The sequence below is a fragment of the Kribbella sp. NPDC051137 genome (genome assembly GCF_040682535.1).
Lineage (GTDB): Bacteria > Actinomycetota > Actinomycetes > Propionibacteriales > Kribbellaceae > Kribbella > Kribbella karoonensis.
Map to the genome: position 1 here is coordinate 380,152 of NZ_JBFBBI010000007.1, position 15,666 is coordinate 395,817.

Here is a 15,666-nt window from a genome sequence, read left to right on the forward strand (position 1 = left end):
GGGGCGGTCAGCCGTTTACTTGGAAGCCCTGCTGGTTGCCATAGGTCACCAAGGCATCCTGCCAGGCCTTCAACCCGGTGTTGAGGTCGGACTTCGACTGGTACGACTTGCCGACGGTGTCGCCGTAGATGCTGTTCGCGTAGAGCTCGTACGGCAGGTACGTCCAGCCCTTGACGACGGAGTCGGCGGCGCCGGTCAGCACCTCGTTGATCTTCTGACCGCCGAAGTACGCGCTCGCCTTGCCGACGAACGCCGGGTCCTTGAGGTCGGCCGTGGTGGCCGGGAAGCCGCCGCTGGCGAGGAAGGTCTTGACGCCCTCGTCGTGGTTCAGCCAGCGGACGAACGCCGCCGCGAGTGCCGGGTTCTTGCTCTGCTTGAGAACGGACTCGGTACTGCCGCCGTTCTCCGCCGTCGCCGGTTGGCCGTCGTACGTCGGCATCGGCGCGACCGCCCACTTGCCGGCGCCGGCCTTCACCGAGGACTCCATCACGCCGGGCATCCAGGCACCGGTCGGCAGCGTCGCGATCGTGCCGTCGCCGAGCGCCTTGTACCACTCGTCGGTCCAGCCCGGGATGTTCGACACCAGGCCGCCCTGGACCAGCTGGTTCCAGGTCGAGGTCCACTTCTTGGTGCCGTCGTCCTGCAGGTTGATCGTGACGTTGTTGCCGTCGGTCTTGAACGGCGTACCACCGGCCTGCCAGATCATGCTGGTGGTGAACCCCGCGTCGCCGGAGTCGTTGGTGATGTAGGCCTTCGGGTTCGCGGCGTGCAGCTTCTTCGCCGCGGCGACGTACTCGTCCCAGGTCTTCGGTACGGCGATCCCGTACTTGGCGAAGACCTCCTTGTTGTAGAACAGCGCCATCGGCCCGGAGTCCTGCGGCAGCCCGTACAGCCCGCTGCCCGCGTGCACCGACGCCCAGGTGGACGCCGTGTACGACGACTCGTACTGCGAGAACCCGTACTGGTTCAGGTCGACCAGCGAACCCGGCAGCGCGAACTGGGGCAGCGCTTGGTACTCGACCTGGGCCACGTCGGGCGCGCCGGAGCCGGCCTTGATCACGTTCTGCAGCTTGGTGTACTGGTCGTTGCCGGTGCCGGCGTTGACCAGGTTCACCTTGACGTTCGGGTACTGCTTCATGAACGCGGCGACCTGGGCCTGCGCGGACGGCGTCCAGCTCCAGTACGTGAGCTCACCGCCGGCCTTGAGCGCCGCGTCGACCGCGTCAGCCGATCCTGTGCTCGTACTGCTCGACCCGCCCGAGTTGCCGGATCCGCCACCGCAGGCGGCGACGACCGCGAGGGCCGTGACCGCGGCTCCGGCAACCACCAGCTGCCGGATGCCCCACCGATGTACCTTCATCTTGTTGTTGCCTTTCACTTGACCGAGCCTGCGGAGAGGCCGGACTGCCAGAACCGCTGGAGTAGCAGGAAGGCGATCACCAGCGGAACGATGGTCAGCAACGATCCGGTGATCACCAGGTTGTAGATGGGGCGGGCGCCCACTCCGGTCGCCTGGTTGCTCCACTGGGTGAGCCCGACCGTGAGCGGGTACAGATTCGGCTTGCTGAGCATGATCAGCGGCAGGAAGTAGTTGTTCCAGGTCGAGACCATCGCGAACAGCAGGGTGGTGACGATGCCCGGGCTGAGCAGCCGGAGCCCCACCGTGAAGAACGTGCGGACCTCGCCGGCGCCGTCGATCCGGGCCGCCTCGAGCAGCTCCGGCGGGACCGCGTCGGCGGCGTACACCCACATCAGGTACAGGCCGAACGGGCTGACCAGCGACGGGATGATGATCGCCCACACGGTGTTCGTCAGCCCGAGGTTCGAGAACATCAGGAACGTCGGAACGGCGAGCGCGGTCCCCGGTACGGCGACCGCTCCGAGCAGTACGGCGAACACCGCGCGGCGGCCGGCGAACTTGTACTTCGCCAACCCGTACCCGGCCGCGGTCGCCAGCAGAGTCGCCCCGCCGGCGCCGACCACGACGTACAGGACGGTGTTGCCCAACCAGCGCAGGAAGATCCCGTCGCCGTACGTCAGGGTGTCCTTGATGTTGGCGAAGAACGCGAAGCTCTTGCCGAACCACAGGCCGGGCGTGGACAGCAGGTCGTCCTGGGTCTTGGTTGCGCTGAGCAACAACCAGAGCAGCGGGACGATCGTGTAGAGGAGATAGAGGACCATCACACCGGTCAGTACTTTGGAGCGCTTGGTCTTCACAGCGCCTCCCGGGAGCCGCGGAGCTGGACGACGTACGCGATGATCGCGGTGATGACGCCCATCACGATCGCGACGGTGGCGGAATAGTTGAACTGCTGCCCGGCGAACGAGAGGTTGTAGGCGTACATGTTCGGCGTGTAGTACGTGTTGATCACGTTCGGCGCCAGCGTGCGAAGGATGTTCGGCTCGTTGAAGAGCTGGAAACTGCCGATGATCGAGAAGATCGTCGCGATCACGATGGCTCCGCGCAGCGCCGGCAGCTTCACCGCGAGGATGGTCCGGAACGTCCCGGCGCCGTCGATCGCGGCCGCCTCGTACAGCTCACCCGGGACGGTGCGCAGTGCCGAGAAGAAGATCAGCATGTTGTAGCCGACGAACTCCCAGGTGACGATGTTCGCGATCGACGGCAGGATCCAGCCGCCGCTCAACGGCTTCAGCGCGGTGCCGAGCAGGTCGTTGAGGTTCGCCGCGAGGCCGAAGTTGTCGCCGTAGATGTAGCCCCACATCAGCACGGCGACCACGCCCGGCACGGCGTACGGCAGGAAGATCACGATCCGGAAGAAGCCGGCCGCGTGCAGCCGCGCGCTGTCGATCGCGAGCGCGGCGAGCAGCGCGAGGACCAGCATCACCGGCACCTGGACCACCAGGAAGATCGCCACCCGGCCGAAGGACTCCCAGAACTTCGGGTCCTGCAGCGCCTCCGTGTAGTTGGACAGGCCAACGAACGTGCGACCGCCGAAGAACGCCTGCTCGCGGAACAGGCTGAGGTAGATCGCATACCCGATCGGGGCCAGGAAGGTGACCGCGAAGACGGCCAGGAACGGGCCGACGAACAGCCAGCCCTTGCCGTCCTTCGACTTCCGCCTCCGCCGGGTCGCAGCCTTGACCACCAGCTGCTGGGCCACGGACTCCGCCATGTCCGTCGACCTCCGTTTCTGTTCGTTTCTGTTTACGCAAACATCTGAGCCGGACGCTAGCTTGTTTACGTGAACATGTCTAGAGGCGCGGGATCGCCGGACGATGTGATCTAGGAATCAGCGGCGTTTGCGCGGCGCGGCGGTACTCTCGCGCACGATCAGCGGCGCGGCCACGGTGCCGTGGAAGTCGGTCAGCGGGGCGCGCTGCCGGAGCTGGCGGAGGATCAGCTCGACCAGCTCGTTGCCGATCTGCTGGAACTGCTGGCGGACCGTGGTCAGCGGCGGCCAGAAGTGTTCGGCCAGGTCGATGTCGTCGAAGCCGACGACGCTCACGTCCTGCGGTACGGCGCGGCCCGCCTGGTGCAGCGCGTGGATCAGGCCGCACGCCATCTCGTCGTTCGCGGCGAACACCGCGGTGACGTCCTTGCGTTTCGCGAGCAGCTTGCCGAGCTCGTACCCGGAGTCCGCGGACCAGCTGCCGCGGAGGATCGCGGGAACTTTGCGGCCGGCCTCCTCGAGGGTCTGCCGCCAGGCGGTGGCGCGCAGGTCGGCCGGTCCGGAGTCGTCCGGTCCGGCGAGGTGGTGGACGGTCTTGTGACCGAGGTCCAGGAGATGCTGTACGGCGGCCCTGCTGCCGCCGGCCTGGTCGGCGCCGATCGCGGGGTGGTGGCCGATGAACCGGGAGTCCGAGACCGCGACCGGGAGCGTCGGCGGGAGGGCGAGCGCGGTCGGGGTGGCGGTCTCGGCGCGGATGATGATCAGGCCGTCGATCGCCTGGTGGTTGAGCTGCTGGACGGCGTCGCTGACGTCGCTCGAGGACGGGGTCTCGACGTCGACCAGGCTGACCGAGTAGCCCTCGCGACGGGCGGCCTCGATGACCGCCTCGATGGTCTTGGACTCGCCGGTGCGGATCACCTGGTGCGCGATCAGCCCGATCGAGCGGAAGTTGCCGCGGCGGAGCGCGCGGGCGGCGTGGTTGGGGGTGTAGCCGAGCTCGCGCATCGCGTCGAGGACGCGTTCCTTGGTCTCCGGGCGGACCGGGTCGGCGCCGGTGGAGACGCGGGAGACGGTCTGCGCCGAGACCCCGGCCAGGCGCGCCACGTCACCGATCGAGGGGCCCGACTTCGGATGCCCCTTGACTCCGCGACGTGACGGCTTGGCCTGGTTCGACATGGGATCAATATAAGTAGTTGGGTGCGACGGGGCGGGTCACCCCGCCCAGCTGTCGCGGGAGACCATCAGCCAGCTGACCTGGATGTCGGGGGAGCGGGTGGGGGCGATCGTCACGGTGATGTTGCCGTCGGCACCGACGGTGATTCCGCCGTAGGAGGCGGCGACGCCGGTTGCCGTGAAGAGGCGTTGGCTGTCGACGACCGTGCCGTTGACGGTTACCTGGGCGGCTCGGTTGGCCCACGGCCACGGGTCGTAGTAGCCGGCGTGGACGGTGTACGTTCCGGGTGCGAGGCCGCCGAAGGTGTAGACGAGCGGCTCGTGGTTCTTGGCGTAGCGGAGCGTGGTGTAGAGATCACCGGTTCCGGACGGAGCGCTGGAGCCGGTGTAGCCCCAGGTCGTACCGGTGGTGGGGTCGGTGCCGAGCGGTTGCTCCGGGGTGGAGTTGAGGAGTGGCCCGCCGGCCGCGGCCAGCGTGGCCCAGTCGGGCGTGGCCGTGCCTCCGGCGTTCACGGCGTACCGCAAGCCGTGCGGTACGACGACGACCGAGCGGGTGAAGGTTCGGCCGTCCGCCAAGGTGCCGCGCAGGCTCGCCGGTCCGGCCTGGGAGACGCTCGCCGGATCCCAGCTGACGGCCACCTGCCCAGACCCGCGCGCCGTGGTGACGGTGACGGAGGACGGCAGGTTGCTGACGTCGTTCAGCCAGACGTGGTCCGGGATGGTGCTCGTGACGGTCCACCGCGTGTACGGCGTGAGGTCGCCCAAGGACCACTCGGTGTCCGGCCCGACGGTCAGCGAGCCGCCTTCACCGAAGCTCATCGGCATCCACACGTACGGCGCGTTCGCGAGGTCGCTCGGCGTCCACCGGTCGCCCATGAACAGGAACTTGTTCTGCTTGGCGTCGAGCGTGATCACGTTGGTGCTCTGCGACTGGTACGTCGTCGCCGCGCCGGCCCCGGTGATCGGCACGCCACGGTCGGTGAACTGGCCGAGGATGTTCTGCGAGGTCGCGTAGTGCAGCGGGTTCGGGTCCCAGCCGGTCGCCCCGGACGTGAGCAGGTAGTACGTGCCCTCGGACTTGAACATCGCGGGCGCCTCGCGCTGGTTGCACACCAGCGTCCGGGTGAAGTCCTTGCCCTGCACGGCCTGGTCCGGCGGCGCCGACAGGTACGTGTACGACTTGTTCAGCTTGGAGATGTACATCGTCCGGTTCTCCTCGGACGAGTAGATGATGTACGCCGTACCGTCGTCGTCCACGAAGAGATTCATGTCCCGCGCCATCCCGCCGGCCGGGTCGAAGGACGACCCGCTGCCGCACCACGGGACCGAGTCGCTCGGCACGTGGTCGAGCCGGTACGAGTCGATCCAGCGGAACGGGCCCTTCGGCGAGTCCGCGATCGCCACGCCGGCCTCCGCCCGCGCGTAGTTCGACGTACTCGTGGGCGACGACGGCCCGTCGGAGTGCACCCACATGACCCACTTGCCGGTCGCCTTGTTGTAGATGACCTTCGGCCGCTCGAGGATCGACGACGTCGCCCAGCCGTCGGTCCGGACGTTGTTCGTCGAGAGGTCCCGCCAGACGATCTCCCGCTGCGCGGGCGTGTAGTGCTTGTACAGCTTCGCGAAGTACTTGTCGTTGTCGAACTGGTCGACCGAGCTCATCGCCCGCAGCGCGAGCCCCTCGTCCTTCCAGTTGTAGAGGTCGTACGACGAGTACAGGTGCACGCCGGGGCTGTTGTAGTACCCGTTGCTGCGGTCCTCGCCGTACCAGTAGTAGATCCGCCGGCCGTCCTCGTCCTTCGCGGTGACGACCTGGCCGCCGTGCGCCTGGATCACCTTCCCGCTCGTGTCGAGCCAGGGCTGCCCCGGGCGGAACGAGCCGTCCGGCGCCGCGGTACTCATGGGCACCACCAACAAGCTGAGGCCGAGCGCGGCCAGCAGCGCACCAATCACCATCCGAGTCCTGTGCACATCTGCTCCTCGGTTGCCACCAGGAATGTTTACGTGAACAGAGTCGGGGCGGCGGCCGCCGCGCGCCACCCGAACGCGTGTTGCAGGTGTTGACATCGCGGCGGGGAGGATTCCGGCGCAGACCTCTGACATACTCCCCGCGTTCGTAACTCTCGATCTGGGGGGCGTTGTGTCGGTTCGTCCTGTTCAGCTGCTGCGGTGGGGGCTGCCGGCTGCGTTGGTGGCTGGTTCGTTGGTCGCGGTGACCGGGTCCTCCGGGTCGGCGGCGGAGCCGGGGCTGCACCGGCCCGGGTTCGCGCGGCACGCCGCGTCCGTCGCGGACGTCGAGCCGAACACGGTGCTGGTGAAGTTCAAGCGCAAGGCCACCGCGTCGGCGCGGAAGGCGGCGGCGTCGAAGTTCGGCGCGGTCGACGAGACCTCCGGTGACGTCGTCGAGGTGAAGGGCGACCTGCCCGCGCGGGACCTGCTGAAGAAGGCCAAGGCCGACCCGACGGTCGAGCTCGCCTCGCTGAACTACCGGCGGCAGGTCGCCGCGGTCCCGAACGACCCGTACTTCGCCTCCAGCCAGGCGGCGTACCTGAACACGGTCCGGGTGCCGCAGGCCTGGGACGTCTCGAAGTCCACCGGAAACCAGATCGTCGCGGTCCTCGACACCGGCATCGACGCCGGCCATCCGGACCTCGCCGGGCACCTGGTCGCCGGGTACAACGCGGTCTCGACCACCCGGCCGAACCCGGTCGACGACAACGGCCACGGCACGATGGTGGCCGGCATCGTCGCGGCCGGCACGAACAACGGCGCCGGGGTCGCGGGTGTCGGCTGGAGCTCGAAGGTGATGCCGGTCAAGGTCGCCGGCTCCAACGGGATCGCCAACGACCTGGACCTGGTCGAGGGCATCGACTGGGCGGTCGCGCACGGCGCCACCGTGCTGAACATCTCGATCGCGAACCCCGGTGACAACCCGGTCCTGCACGACGCGGTCAAGCGCGCGGTCGCCAAGGGCGTGATCGTGGTCGCGGCCGCCGGCAACGACGGCAGCGACGTCGCGCAGTACCCGGCGGCGTACCCCGAGGTGATCGCGGTCGGGGCCACCACCGCGAGCGGCGTGCTCACCGACTTCAGCTCGTACGGCGACTGGGTCGACCTCGCCGCCCCGGGCTGGGACATCGTCACCACCGGCGCGCGGAACCTGAGCCAGTCGCCGTACTGGCTGTGCAGCGGTACGTCGTGCGCCGCGCCGATCGTGGCAGGTGTCGCCGCGCTGGTGAAGAACAAGTGGCCAGGGTTCACCCCGGCGCAGCTCGAGGCCCGGCTGAAGGCGTACGCCCGGGACGCCGGACCGCGCGGGGCCGACCCGTACTTCGGCGCCGGCATGCTGGACGCGTACGCCGCGCTCGGCGGCCGCTGGGCCGCGGACTTCCCGATGGGCTCGATCGACCTGAACGACTCCCCGGAGCGCGCGATCCCGCTGTCGAGCTCGATCACCACGACGATCAGCACCGAGGGCGAGACCGACTGGTACGAGGTGGTCAGCTCCGCCGCGCGGAACCTGAGCGTCTCGCTGACCGGCCCGGAGTTCAACGGCGACAAGTACGCGCTGAACTTCGGCCCGCGGATCGACCTGTACGACGGCAACCTGAAGTCGCTCGTGTCCGCGGTGACGCCGTACCCGGCGACCGACCCGGCGACCGGCGGCCCGAAGTGGGGACCGTTGACCGCGTCGACCAAGGTCAGCGCGCCGGCCGGCAGCACCTTCATCGCGGTCCGGAACGCCAACGGCTCCCGCGACACCCGCCCGTACACGCTGACCGTCGAGGACACCGACACCGGCAGCACCAAGCCCGGCATCGACTACCCGGTGCGGGACGTGTCGCCGCCGGACCTCGCGAGCGGCCAGGGGCTCGACACCCGTCCGAGCGTCACGTTCGCGCGGGACGTCGTCGCGAGCAGCGTCAACGCCACCACCGTGCGGCTGCGGAACGGCAAGACCGGCGCGACGATCGGCGCCACGGTCGCGTACGACGCGGAGAACCGGCTGGCCGTCCTGACCCCGTCGGCGGCGCTGCTCGACAACACGCCGTACCGGATCTCCGTGGACGGCGTCCAGGAGGCCGACGGGACTGCTCTCGAGCCGTTCACCAGTGTGTTCTCGACGCTGGACGCCGCGCCGCCGAAGCTGACCTTCGACGCGAGCGGCGCCTACCTGGCGGCCGCCCTGACCTGGAAGGTCCCGGCGCTGCCGGACCTCGACCAGATCGTCGTACGGCGGAACTCGGGCAGCCAGGTCCCGGCGCCGACCACCGGCACGCTCGTGTACTCGGGCACCGCCGCGGCGTACAAGAACACCGGGCTCGCGCAGGGCGTCACGTACACGTACGCCGCCTGGGCGAAGGACCGCGGCGGCAAGCTGAGCCCGGTCGCGGTGTCGCAGCTGCTCGGGATGAGGACCACGATCAGCGCCTCGGCGGCCTCGCTGAACTACGGCGGCACGCTCACCCTGCGCGGCAGCACGGTCCGGATCGACAACAAGGCGTACGCCGGGCTGCCCGTCAACCTGTACGTCCGGCCGAAGAACTCGTCGACGTTCAAGCTGCTCGCGGCGCTGAAGACGACCTCGACCGGGACGGTCAGCTACGCGTACAAGCCGCTCACCTCGTCGGTGTTCATGATGACGTTCCCGGGCAACGGCGACCTGATGGGCACCCGCAGTGTCGACCTGACCGTGCAGGTCGCGCCGACGATCTCGGCCACGCTGGCACCGACGTCGATCCGCCTCGGGCAGGCGGCCAAGTTCAGCGGGTACGTCGCGCCGGCGCACTACGGCAAACCGGTCTACCTGCAGCAGTACGTGAACCGGGCATGGAAGTCGATCGCTTCGGTGAAGCTGAGCACGTCGGGCGCGTACGCGTTCGGGATCAAGCCTGCGACCCGCGGCCAACTCGTCTACCGGGTGTGGTTCCCGGCCGACGCGGACCACGCCCAGGCGTTCACCCCGAACAGGATCCTGACCGTCGGCTGAGGCCGGATATAACGTTCGAATAGCCCTACTTGCGCGAAGCAGTTGGTATAGCCCACAGTTCCTGTCTGTGGGGAGTCTGAGAGCACTGAAACCGAATCGCAGGCAGCTGTTCGTGGCGGGGGCCGCAGCCGCCGTCGCAGGGGTCGGGGTGGTGGCAGCCGAGACCGCGAGTGCCGCGGATCTGTACGGATCCGGAGAACTGGGGGACTGGACGATCCTCAGCCGGTCGATCTCGACCGCGGCGACGGTCGCCTATGTGCGCGACCACGACGGTGTGTGCATGTTCGGTGACAGCATCGCCGTCCAGGACGGCAAGGCGCTGGCGAGCAAGCTGCTGGGCCGCGGCATCAGCCTCGCGGTGCACAACTGGTCCGGGCGGCCGACGATGCCGGCCGTCGACGCGTTGGAGAACTGGGCGCTGAAGTACGGGCTGCCGCGCCGGATCCTGATGGCGACCGGGACCAACGACATCTTCAACCCGCCGGTGTTCGCGGCGCAGGTGGACCGGACGATGCGGATCGTCGGCAGCAACCGCAAGGTGGTCTGGGTGAACACGCAGATCTCCCGGGTCGCGAAGTCCGCGGCGATCCAGGTCGCCGACCAGCGCAACAGCGCCTGGATCAACTCCCAGCTGCACGACGCCGAGAAGAAGTACCCGAACTTGGACCTCGTCCGCTGGGCCGAGTTCCTGGCCGCGAAGCCGTCGCGTCTCACCCAGCTGCTCCGCGAAGGCGTGCACACGACGGTGCCGGCGGGCCAGGACGCCCGCAACGACCTGATCGTCCAGGGCCTGCTGGCGGCCTAGGACTTCTTGCTGACCTTCACGAGGTGGCCGAAGGCTACCGATCGGTCCGGGGAGTGGAAGAGGTCCTGGCAGGTGGTGAGGGTGATGAGGGATCGGGTGGGCGTGGTGCGTTTGCCCGGGACCGGGTCGAGCACCCACGTCTGCGAAGCGTTGACGGTGAGGTCGCGGGGGGAGCCGTCCAGTTCGTACGTGTAGGTGGCGTTCTGGGTTTCGACGATGATCTGGTCGCCCTTGCCCAGGTCGAGCAGGTGGCGGAACGGTGAGCCGTGGGTGACGCGGTGACCGGCGATCGCGAAGTTGCCGGGTTGGCCCGGGAGCTGGGTCTGCGGGTAGTGGCCGATGCCGCGGGCCAGGTCGTCCGCGGTGACGCCCTCGACGATCGGCTTCACCCAGTCGGCGCCGAACTTCGGGATCCGGAGCAGCTCGAACGGCTTCCCCGCCGCCGGCTCCGCGGTAGTGGGCACGGCGGGCGCCTTCCACTGGTTCCGCAGCGCGTTCTCGGCCTGGTCCATCTGCTGGTTGGACGCGATGCCGGTACCGAAGTACTGCCAGCCGACCCAGCCGAGCACGCAGAGGCCACCGACCAGTAGTGCGACCCCGAGCCCCCGTATGACTCCCCGCATGACTTCAGTATGCCTTCCGCTGGGCATTGGGTTTGACCGGGCGAAGGTCCCCGCTCCCGCGCCCGGTCCGGTGTTACTGGTCGTCGGTGGTGCGGCGGAACGTGCCGGCCGCGCGCCACAGTGCGATGCCGAGCATGACCAGGGCGAAGCCCGCGAGGGGGAGCCAGAAGGCCGCCGCCGCGCCGGTCGACGCGAGTTCACTCACGCTGTACACGATTTACCACCTCCTCTCGCGTCCGGTTGCCGCGTGCAGGTAGGCGGTCGCCTGCACGCCCTGCAGGAACATGTCGTAGAGCATCTCCACGACGAGCGTCGCCGCCACCGCCATCGCGAGCTTTCCGCGGCGGCGGACCGTGACGACCCGCTCGGCCATGAAGAGGACCGTCACCCCGAGCCAGAACCCGTGCACCCGCATGCCGTGCAGGGCGCCGTACACCAGCGAGAACAAGTACGCCGCGGTGATCAGCACGCCGATCGCGCCGAGCGCCTGACGGCCCCAGTACGGGCGCGTGACGCGGGTCCAGCCGTAGTCGAAGAGGTTCTCCAGCGCGCCGCGCTTCCACCGGACGCGCTGGTTCGCGAGTGCCCGCCAGCTCTGCATCGTCTCGGTGGTCAGCGTGCAGCCGGACGGCGAGCGCAGGATGTACCCGAGCTTCATCAACGCGAACGACAACTCGTTGTCCTCGGTGAGTACGCGCGTGTCGTACACCCGCGGCTCCCCGGGCAGCCGTCCGTCGGCCCGCGCCCGGACGACCTCCCGCAGGACGCCGACGCGCAGCAACGTCGCCGTACCGGTCAGCACCAGCACCTTCCCGCGCTGCCGGCGGATGTCGAGTTCGTACCGGGCGTATTCGTTCGCCTGCAGCCATTCCACGAAACGGCCCCACCGGGTGCCGGAATCGATCCGCCCGCGGAACACCCCGCCCACTCCACCGACATTCCCGGCGTACGCCTTCAAACCCGCCTCGATGAATCCGGGGTCGAGAAAGGAGTCGGCGTCCTGGACCAGGACGACGTCGTCGTCGGCCAGGCCGGGCAGCAGGAGCTCGAGTACCTGGTTCAGCCCGCCGGCCTTCTTGTGCAGGTTGCCGACGGTCTCGTAGACCTCGACCTGGTGGGCGCGCGCGACCTCGACGGTCCCGTCGGTGCAGTTGTCGGCGATCACGATGACGTGGTCAGGACGCCTTGTCTGCTGGCGTAACGCGGCCAGTGCGGAGGGTAGCGATGCTTCCTCGTTGTGTGCCGGCAGCAGTGCCACCACCGTGACGGCAGGCATACGTGGATCCCCAGTCATGCATCTTCCCCGTGGACACGGGTCCCCCAGTTCGCCGTGTCAAGAACGCATTGATTATTACCACGGGAGCCGCAGTCGTGGGGGCCACCAATGTAAGAATGGCGCAAATTCCACGCGACTGCGGCCCGGCGTGACAATCTCGTCGCGCACGGTCGCCGACATTGTCAGGAAAACCGTGGTGGCCGGTTTCAGTCGGTGAGCAGCTGCACCTCCGCGAGGTTGGTGAAGCCTCCGTGGGTGTCGGCGATCCGGACCATCGGGTACGTCGCCCGTGCCGTCAGCGGGAACGCGTACCACTGGTCGCCGGACGTGACTCCGGTGACGGTGGCAAGCGTCGTCCAGGTCGTGCCGCCGTCGGCCGAGCCCTGGACGAGGTCGCCGTTGGCGCGGTCCGGGAGGTTGCTCCGCGGCCGGACCCGGACCGTGTCGAAGATCAGCGTCGTACCGGCGGGCGGGGTGACGGTGACCCAGCCGGTGCCGGTCGTGGTGTCGGTGAACGTGGTCAGGTCGCCGTCGAACATCCGCCAGCCGTTGGCCTCGGGAGTGCCCACGCCGGGGTACGCCGGACTCGATGCGGTGACCCAGCTCTTCTGGACCGGCACGGTGCGGACGTGGGTGTTCCAGAGTTCGAGCGAGGTGCCGTCGGTGGTGTCGACGACCGTCGCGCCAGGCTGTCCGGCCGCGGTCGTGTAGTCGACGCTGAACCGCAGCGCCCGCCCGTATGCGACGTCGTCGGGCAGCGTGACGGACGCCGTCCAATGCCGGTCGTCGGTCCGCGCGACCTGCGCGGAGACGCCTTCGATCGACGCTTCCACGCGGCTCAGCGGCTCGGTCGCGGCCATTGTCAGCGTGACGGTGTCACCGTTCTGCGCGACCTTCGGATCGGTGCCGGACGACGACAGCGAAACCCTGTTCATCGCCGTACTCATCTCCGCCCGCTGCCCGTAGATCCGGAACTCACTGAAACTGGAGATCCCCGGGTACGCCGGATCCGTCGGCGGGCCGGGGTGGTCCACCTGCAGCTTCAGGAACCGGAAGCCGAGGCCCTTGACCTCGTCCCGAACCGGGATCTTCTCCAGTGCGAACCCCTGGTTCGACGTGTCGGTGGTCTCCCGCGACGTCAGCAGCGTCCAGGTCCGCCCGTCGTTCGAGCCGTACACGTTGGCGCCCTGCGTCCGGTTGCCGAAGTTGTAGCGCGCCTGCAGGCCGAACGCGTCCGCGGTGACCCGGAAGCCGGCGCCGAAGTCGATGACCGCGGGCGCTCGCAGGTCCCCGGAGTAGGTGTTGAAGTCCCCGTCCAGCATGTTGCCCAGGGCAACCTGTGACAGGGACGCCGACGTCGCACCTCCCCAGTAGTCGAACGAGCCGTCGTCGCTCATCGTCGGTGTCAGCTTCTCGAGGTGCGCGACCGCGCTCTGCAGTGCGGCCAGGTCCGCGGAGAAGGTCGACGGGTCGGCGCTGCCGGCCGCTGCCTCGGCGGTCGTCTTCGCGGCGTCCACCGCGGCCCTGGACGAGCGGACGTACGTCGTCCCCGCGTCGTAGCCGGAGAGCGCCGCGTCGATGGCGTCCTGACGCGTCGCGCTGACGCTCAGCCGCACCCGCAGTACGACGTCTGTGGTCGCGTTGGAGGCGACGACGAACGTGTCGTGGTCACCGACCTGGGCGGCCGTCGGTTGCCAGGTCACCGCACCGGTCGTGGCGTCGAGCGACGCTCCCGCGGGAAGAGTCGCGCTGTAGGACTGGGCGTCGGCGGCGGAAAGTGTTGTGGAGAAGGGCTCCCCGGCCACCGCGAGCAGCCGTACGTCGGATCCCTGCGCGAACTGCGGCGGCGTGAGCTGCGTCTTCGCCTGCAGGTTGATCGCGTCGACGTCGACCGTGACGGCGGGCGATCCGGTGACGGTGTAGTACGCGAGCGAATCGCCGCCGGTGCTCCCGCGCAGCTTGCTCGTGTCCATGTCGTACGTGACATACCGCCAGGCGCCGTGCGTGTCCGGCAACGTCAGCGTGTAGTACGGCGCGAGTCCCTGTTCCTTCCGGATCTGCAGCGTCGCCGTGCCGTTCGTACGGATCCGTACGCCGACCGGGCTGTACCCGTTGCGGTTGTCGTACAGCATCGTCCGTACGGCGATCTTCGTACCGCCGGGCAGCGGCCGCATCCGGACGTACCCGTCGCCAACCGTCGTGCCGGGAGTCAGCGGCGTGCTTCGGGTCTCCGCCTGCACCAGTGCGTCCTGCTGCACCGGAGGCGCCGCGCCGGCGACCGAGGCGGGGAAGGACAGCCACGAGTCCGGGTTGAAGTCCGGGTTGCTGTTCCAGAAGTTGTACGGCGAAGTGCCCCAATAGAACCGTGGTCCCGAGTCCTGCCGGGTGGCGACCTCGGTGATGCTCGGCGCGATCGTGGCGATCGCCGGGCCGAGCTTCTGCCGGTAGATCGTGTAGAGCTCGTTCGTGGGGTCGAAGATCCGCCCGCGGTACGCCTGCGACAGCACGCCGCCGCGCCGGGTGGTGTCGATCCACGGGATCGTCTTGCCCAGCATGAACGCGAAGAACTGCTCGGCGCCGCGGAGCAGCCGATTGCCGCCGAACGCGTACACCGAAACCGCGTCCGGGCGGGTCGACACGGTGCCGTGGACCGGGTCCAGCTTGGTGCCCTGGATGTCGATGACGCGGGCGAGCTGCGTCAGCATCGTCACGTCGTCCCAGGCGTGCGCCTGGTCGCGGCCCATCTCCTGCAGTTGCACGAACGTCCGGTGGTACGGGTTCCGCGGGTCGTCCTTGGAGATCACCGGCATCACCTTGCTGAGCGCGCCGTTGGTGTCGTCGTCGGGGTTGGTCGAGTTCACCGAGAACCACTCGACGGCCTCGCGGTAGCGCGGCAGGTTGTCGGTGAACACGTAGCCGGCGATCGCGCCGATCAGCGAGTAGCTGTGCTGGTTCATGAAGTTGCGGTTCCGGTACAGGAACGTCTGCGTGAGCGGCACGATCAGGTTGCCGGTCAGGTCCGCCGTGTCGGCGTCGGTCCAGGTCAGGTCGTAGCCGTCGGCGGCCGGTGCGGTGACGGACGAGTAGCGCAGGATCTCGGCGGCCGCGAGCATCCGCAGCAGCGGTGCGCCGCTGTGGATGTGTGCGTCCGGGTAGTAGACGTACGCGTTCGGGTCCATGTGCGCCCAGATCCGGATCAGCTTCAGGGCGTTCTCGCGGTAGACCGGGTCGCCGTTGACGAAGTACAGGATCGCCTGCGTGTACGCGCGGAACGCGTCGTCGATGAACTTCGACTCGACGCCCTGTGAGTTGAACGCAGCGGTCCCTGGGCGGTCGACGACGCTGCCTCGGTTGCGGGAGCTGAACGTCGTCGAGGCGTACGTCGTGGCGGTCATGGCGGCGTAGTACGACGCCCACGGTTCGACGCCCGCGCGGGTCTGCTTGCGGGCCAGCTCGAGCGACGACGCGCTCACTGCCAGCCCCGGGTGAACGAAGCCGGCACTCGACCGCACCGGGGTGAGCACGGGCAGCGGATTGTCGGTGGGAGCGGCGACCGCAGCCGGCGCGACACCAAGGACGGCGAGCAGCACGGCCAGCGCAGCCAGCGCAATCGATCTGACACAAGCCATCAAAACACTCTCCAACGGTATGAGTGGGTGGTGAGGGCG

The 15,666-nt window shown here is 68.6% G+C and carries 11 protein-coding genes; 2 read left to right on the top strand and 9 right to left on the bottom strand.

The annotated features are described in order from the left end of the window. Positions 1–7: 7 nt before the first annotated feature. From AB0M51_RS37205 to AB0M51_RS37225, 5 genes are all read right to left on the bottom strand, one after another. Positions 8–1,360: a sugar ABC transporter substrate-binding protein gene (locus AB0M51_RS37205; protein WP_344190892.1), complete on the bottom strand. Its 1,353-nt coding sequence runs from the start codon at positions 1,358–1,360 to the stop codon at positions 8–10. Between the two features lie 14 nt (positions 1,361–1,374). Continuing rightward, on the bottom strand, positions 1,375–2,217 hold the full coding sequence (locus AB0M51_RS37210; protein WP_344190890.1) for a carbohydrate ABC transporter permease: 843 nt from the start codon (positions 2,215–2,217) through the stop codon (positions 1,375–1,377). Next, positions 2,214–3,134, bottom strand: coding sequence for a sugar ABC transporter permease (locus AB0M51_RS37215; protein WP_344190888.1), 921 nt, complete (start codon positions 3,132–3,134; stop codon positions 2,214–2,216). The genes AB0M51_RS37210 and AB0M51_RS37215 overlap by 4 nt, the downstream gene beginning before the upstream one ends. 117 nt (positions 3,135–3,251) lie before the next feature. Continuing rightward, positions 3,252–4,307, bottom strand: a complete 1,056-nt coding sequence (locus tag AB0M51_RS37220) for a LacI family DNA-binding transcriptional regulator (RefSeq protein WP_344190886.1) — start codon at positions 4,305–4,307, stop codon at positions 3,252–3,254. Between the two features lie 36 nt (positions 4,308–4,343). Next, positions 4,344–6,275 carry a glycoside hydrolase family 43 protein gene (locus tag AB0M51_RS37225; RefSeq protein ID WP_344190884.1) on the bottom strand — a complete coding sequence of 644 codons (1,932 nt, stop codon included), beginning with the start codon at positions 6,273–6,275 and terminating at the stop codon, positions 4,344–4,346. Between the two features lie 220 nt (positions 6,276–6,495). On the opposite strand from AB0M51_RS37225, the gene AB0M51_RS37230 reads away from it, so the two are divergent. Beyond that, positions 6,496–9,294 carry a S8 family serine peptidase gene (locus AB0M51_RS37230; protein WP_344190882.1) on the top strand — a complete coding sequence of 933 codons (2,799 nt, stop codon included), beginning with the start codon at positions 6,496–6,498 and terminating at the stop codon, positions 9,292–9,294. A 112-nt stretch (positions 9,295–9,406) separates the two neighbouring features. After that, the gene (locus tag AB0M51_RS37235; protein ID WP_344190878.1) at positions 9,407–10,099 is read left to right on the top strand and encodes a hypothetical protein; all 693 of its coding nucleotides are present in this window, start codon (positions 9,407–9,409) and stop codon (positions 10,097–10,099) included. Here AB0M51_RS37235 and AB0M51_RS37240 read toward each other — a convergent pair. The 4 genes from AB0M51_RS37240 to AB0M51_RS37255 form a co-directional block, all read right to left on the bottom strand. Then, on the bottom strand, positions 10,096–10,722 hold the full coding sequence (locus AB0M51_RS37240) for a class E sortase (RefSeq protein WP_344190876.1): 627 nt from the start codon (positions 10,720–10,722) through the stop codon (positions 10,096–10,098). The genes AB0M51_RS37235 and AB0M51_RS37240 overlap by 4 nt on opposite strands. A gap of 73 nt (positions 10,723–10,795) precedes the next feature. Next, the gene (locus AB0M51_RS37245) at positions 10,796–10,927 is read right to left on the bottom strand and encodes an LPXTG cell wall anchor domain-containing protein (RefSeq protein ID WP_344190874.1); all 132 of its coding nucleotides are present in this window, start codon (positions 10,925–10,927) and stop codon (positions 10,796–10,798) included. A 12-nt stretch (positions 10,928–10,939) separates the two neighbouring features. Further along, complete coding sequence (locus tag AB0M51_RS37250; RefSeq protein WP_363752997.1) at positions 10,940–11,998, bottom strand: glycosyltransferase family 2 protein; 1,059 nt, start codon at positions 11,996–11,998, stop codon at positions 10,940–10,942. A 206-nt stretch (positions 11,999–12,204) separates the two neighbouring features. Further along, on the bottom strand, positions 12,205–15,627 hold the full coding sequence (locus AB0M51_RS37255; RefSeq protein ID WP_363753000.1) for a discoidin domain-containing protein: 3,423 nt from the start codon (positions 15,625–15,627) through the stop codon (positions 12,205–12,207). Between the last annotated feature and the right edge of the window lie 39 nt (positions 15,628–15,666).

Excerpts from the sequence above, each read along its gene's own strand:
- AB0M51_RS37220 (WP_344190886.1), bottom strand. The coding sequence starts at position 4,307 with ATGTCGAACCAGGCCAAGCCGTCACGTCGCGGAGTCAAGGGGCATCCG.
- AB0M51_RS37215 (WP_344190888.1), bottom strand. The coding sequence starts at position 3,134 with ATGGCGGAGTCCGTGGCCCAGCAGCTGGTGGTCAAGGCTGCGACCCGG.
- AB0M51_RS37250 (WP_363752997.1), bottom strand. The coding sequence starts at position 11,998 with ATGCCTGCCGTCACGGTGGTGGCACTGCTGCCGGCACACAACGAGGAA.
- AB0M51_RS37255 (WP_363753000.1), bottom strand. The coding sequence starts at position 15,627 with ATGGCTTGTGTCAGATCGATTGCGCTGGCTGCGCTGGCCGTGCTGCTC.
- AB0M51_RS37240 (WP_344190876.1), bottom strand. The coding sequence starts at position 10,722 with ATGCGGGGAGTCATACGGGGGCTCGGGGTCGCACTACTGGTCGGTGGC.
- AB0M51_RS37205 (WP_344190892.1), bottom strand. The coding sequence starts at position 1,360 with ATGAAGGTACATCGGTGGGGCATCCGGCAGCTGGTGGTTGCCGGAGCC.